The organism is Streptomyces sp. NPDC006283, from assembly GCF_040613325.1.
GTDB lineage: Bacteria > Actinomycetota > Actinomycetes > Streptomycetales > Streptomycetaceae > Streptomyces.
The window spans coordinates 1-3,269 of record NZ_JBEXRZ010000385.1 but is presented as its reverse complement, the minus strand read 5'-3'; the positions used below and the strand labels follow the sequence as shown (position 1 = coordinate 3,269).

The window sequence follows — 3,269 nt, the reverse complement described above, 5'->3', positions numbered from 1 at the left end:
TCCCCTCTCCCCGTCGCACGCCTGCGCGCCCCCTCACCCTGCTCCCGTCACACGCCCGTACGCTCCCCCTCCCCTCCGTCCATCGGCCGGGCGGCGGCACTGTCGGTGGCCACCGTTACGGTTTGCGCATGGCTGCCCGTACGAAATCCGCGAAGGACCGGCCGTCCTACCGCTGCACCGAATGCGGCTGGACGACCGTCAAGTGGCTCGGCCGCTGCCCCGAGTGCCAGGCCTGGGGCACAGTCGAGGAGTACGGCGCGCCCGCCGTCCGCACCACCGCCGCCGGCCGCGTCTCCACCGCGGCCCTGCCCATCGGCCAGGTCGACGGCCGGCAGGCGACCGCCCGCACGACCGGCGTCGACGAGCTCGACCGCGTCCTCGGCGGCGGGCTGGTGCCCGGCGCCGTCGTGCTGCTCGCGGGCGAGCCGGGTGTCGGCAAGTCCACGCTGCTGCTCGACGTCGCGGCCAAGGCGGCGAGCGCCGACCACCGCACGCTCTATGTCACGGGCGAGGAGTCCGCGAGCCAGGTCCGGCTGCGCGCCGACCGGATCAACGCCCTGCACGACCACCTCTATCTGGCCGCGGAGACCGACCTCTCCGCGGTGCTCGGCCATCTCGACGCGGTCAAGCCTTCGCTGCTGATCCTGGACTCCGTGCAGACCGTGGCGTCCCCCGAGATCGACGGCGCTCCCGGCGGCATGGCCCAGGTCCGGGAGGTTGCGGGCGCGCTGATCCGCGCCTCCAAGGAGCGCGGCATGTCGACGCTGCTCGTCGGCCATGTCACCAAGGACGGCGCCATCGCCGGACCGCGGCTGCTGGAGCACCTGGTGGACGTGGTGCTCTCCTTCGAGGGCGACCGGCACGCCCGCCTGCGCCTGGTGCGCGGCGTGAAGAACCGCTACGGGGCGACGGACGAGGTCGGCTGCTTCGAGCTGCACGACGAGGGCATCACCGGCCTCGCGGACCCCTCGGGCCTGTTCCTGACCCGCCGGGACGAGCCGGTCCCCGGCACCTGTCTGACGGTCACCCTGGAGGGCCGCCGTCCTCTGGTCGCCGAGGTTCAGGCACTGACCGTCGACTCCCAGATCCCCTCCCCCCGGCGCACCACGTCGGGGCTGGAGACCTCGCGCGTGTCGATGATGCTGGCGGTGCTGGAGCAGCGCGGCCGTATCTCCGCCCTCGGCAAGCGCGACATCTACAGCGCGACGGTCGGCGGGGTGAAGCTTTCCGAGCCCGCCGCGGATCTGGCCGTCGCGCTCGCCCTCGCGTCCGCGGCGAGCGACACACCGCTGCCGAAGAATCTGGTCGCGATCGGCGAGGTCGGCCTCGCGGGCGAGGTCAGAAGGGTCACGGGCGTCCAGCGCAGGCTGGCGGAGGCGCACCGTCTCGGCTTCACACACGCCCTGGTGCCGACCGATCCCGGCAAGGTCCCCGCCGGTATGAAGGTCACAGAAGTGGCCAACGTGGGGGATGCTCTGCGGGTGCTTCCGCGTGGCCGTCAGGGCGGCTCGGGCGGCGGCTCACGCAGAGAGCGGGCGGAGGCCCCACGGGAGGAGGAAGCTCGCCGGTAGACTTTGCCCTGGTCTCGCCCACCCGTACGAGCCGGAGGAGTGCAGTGGCAGCCAAGGACGGGGCATCAGCACCCGGAAAGTCCGGCGGAGGCTCCGGCAACGAAGCGCTGATCCGCGCCGCCCTGAGCGCCGTCGCCCCGGGCACCGCCCTGCGCGACGGACTGGAGCGCATCCTCCGCGGCAACACCGGAGGCCTGATCGTTCTCGGCATGGACAAGACCGTCGAGTCGATGTGCACCGGCGGTTTCGTGCTGGACGTGGAGTTCACCGCCACCCGGCTGCGCGAGCTGTGCAAGCTGGACGGCGCGCTCATCCTCGACAAGGACATCTCCAAGATCCTCAGGGCCGGTGTGCAGCTCGTCCCGGACGCGTCGATCCCCACGGAGGAGACGGGCACCCGGCACCGCACCGCGGACCGGGTCTCCCGGCAGTGCGGCTTCCCCGTGGTCTCCGTCTCGCAGTCGATGCGCCTGATCGCGCTGTACGTGGACGGCGAGCGCCGGGTCCTGGAGGAGTCGGCGGCGATCCTGTCCCGCGCAAACCAGGCCCTCGCCACCCTCGAGCGGTACAAGCTCCGCCTCGACGAGGTCGCGGGCACGCTCTCCGCCCTCGAGATCGAGGACCTCGTCACGGTCCGGGACGTCACAGCGGTCGCCCAGCGGCTGGAGATGGTGCGCCGGATCGCGACCGAGATCGCCGAGTACGTGGTGGAGTTGGGCACCGACGGCCGCCTGCTGGCCCTCCAGCTCGACGAGTTGATCGCCGGCGTGGAGCCCGAGCGTGAACTGGTCGTCCGGGACTACGTGCCCGAGCCCACGGCGAAGCGCTCACGCACCGTGGACGAGGCGCTCGCCGAGCTCGACGCGCTCAGCCATGCCGAGCTTCTCGAACTGCCCACCGTCGCAAGGGCGCTCGGATACAGCGGCTCCCCCGAGACGCTCGACTCCGCAGTCTCTCCGCGCGGTTACCGGCTGCTGGCCAAGGTTCCGCGGCTGCCGGGAGCGATCATCGAGCGGCTCGTCGAGCACTTCGGCGGGCTGCAGAAGCTGCTCGCGGCCAGCGTGGACGACCTGCAGGCGGTGGACGGCGTCGGCGAGGCGCGGGCCCGCAGCGTACGGGAGGGCCTGTCGCGGCTCGCCGAGTCGTCGATCCTCGAGCGGTACGTGTAGCGCCGGAGCTACGAGCAACCAACCGCTCGTCGCGCCCTGCCTCAGCTCTTCTCGAGACGGAACGAGGCGGGCAGCACCGTCGCGCCGGGGAACGCGGCCTCCACCAGATAGGTGCCCGGCCCGACGGCACCGGCGGGCGGCGTCGCACACTTCGGCGCGCTCCGCTTGCGGTCCCACTCCACGGTGTGCGTGATCGTCGAGCCCGCAGGGACCTGGAGCAGGCGGCTTCCGGCCGGGCTCGGGCAGTCCTTGGTGGACCACATGGCGTCGTCCTCGGCGTCGGTCACGGTGAACACGGCCGCCTTGGGGCCGAAGTCCGCCTTGCAGGTCGTCGCGGAGGAGTTGGAGACGACGAGCTGGAACGAGGGCTTCTCCCCCGGCGCGTAAGCGACCTTGGCGCTACGCAGCGTCAACTTCAGTGCTCCAGGAGCGCAGTTGGGGAGCGTCGAGCCTGCCGGCACGGGCCTGATCATGATGAGCCTCGCGGCGGCGATGTTCGGCATGTTCTTCTTCATCGTCCTGTTCGTGC

Annotated in this window: 3 protein-coding genes; 2 read left to right on the top strand and 1 reads right to left on the bottom strand. The window is 71.8% G+C overall.

Annotation, left to right across the window (positions count from 1 at the left end; genetic code table 11):
• Positions 1-128 precede the first annotated feature (128 nt).
• Positions 129-1,571, top strand: a complete 1,443-nt coding sequence (radA, locus tag ABZ070_RS36315; protein ID WP_356640349.1) for a DNA repair protein RadA — start codon at positions 129-131, stop codon at positions 1,569-1,571.
• A 44-nt stretch (positions 1,572-1,615) separates the two neighbouring features.
• Positions 1,616-2,740, top strand: coding sequence for a DNA integrity scanning diadenylate cyclase DisA (disA, locus tag ABZ070_RS36310; protein ID WP_356640347.1), 1,125 nt, complete (start codon positions 1,616-1,618; stop codon positions 2,738-2,740).
• A gap of 41 nt (positions 2,741-2,781) precedes the next feature.
• Here disA and ABZ070_RS36305 read toward each other — a convergent pair whose 3' ends face one another.
• Positions 2,782-3,153 carry a hypothetical protein gene (locus tag ABZ070_RS36305; RefSeq protein ID WP_356640345.1) on the bottom strand — a complete coding sequence of 124 codons (372 nt, stop codon included), beginning with the start codon at positions 3,151-3,153 and terminating at the stop codon, positions 2,782-2,784.
• Positions 3,154-3,269 lie beyond the last annotated feature (116 nt).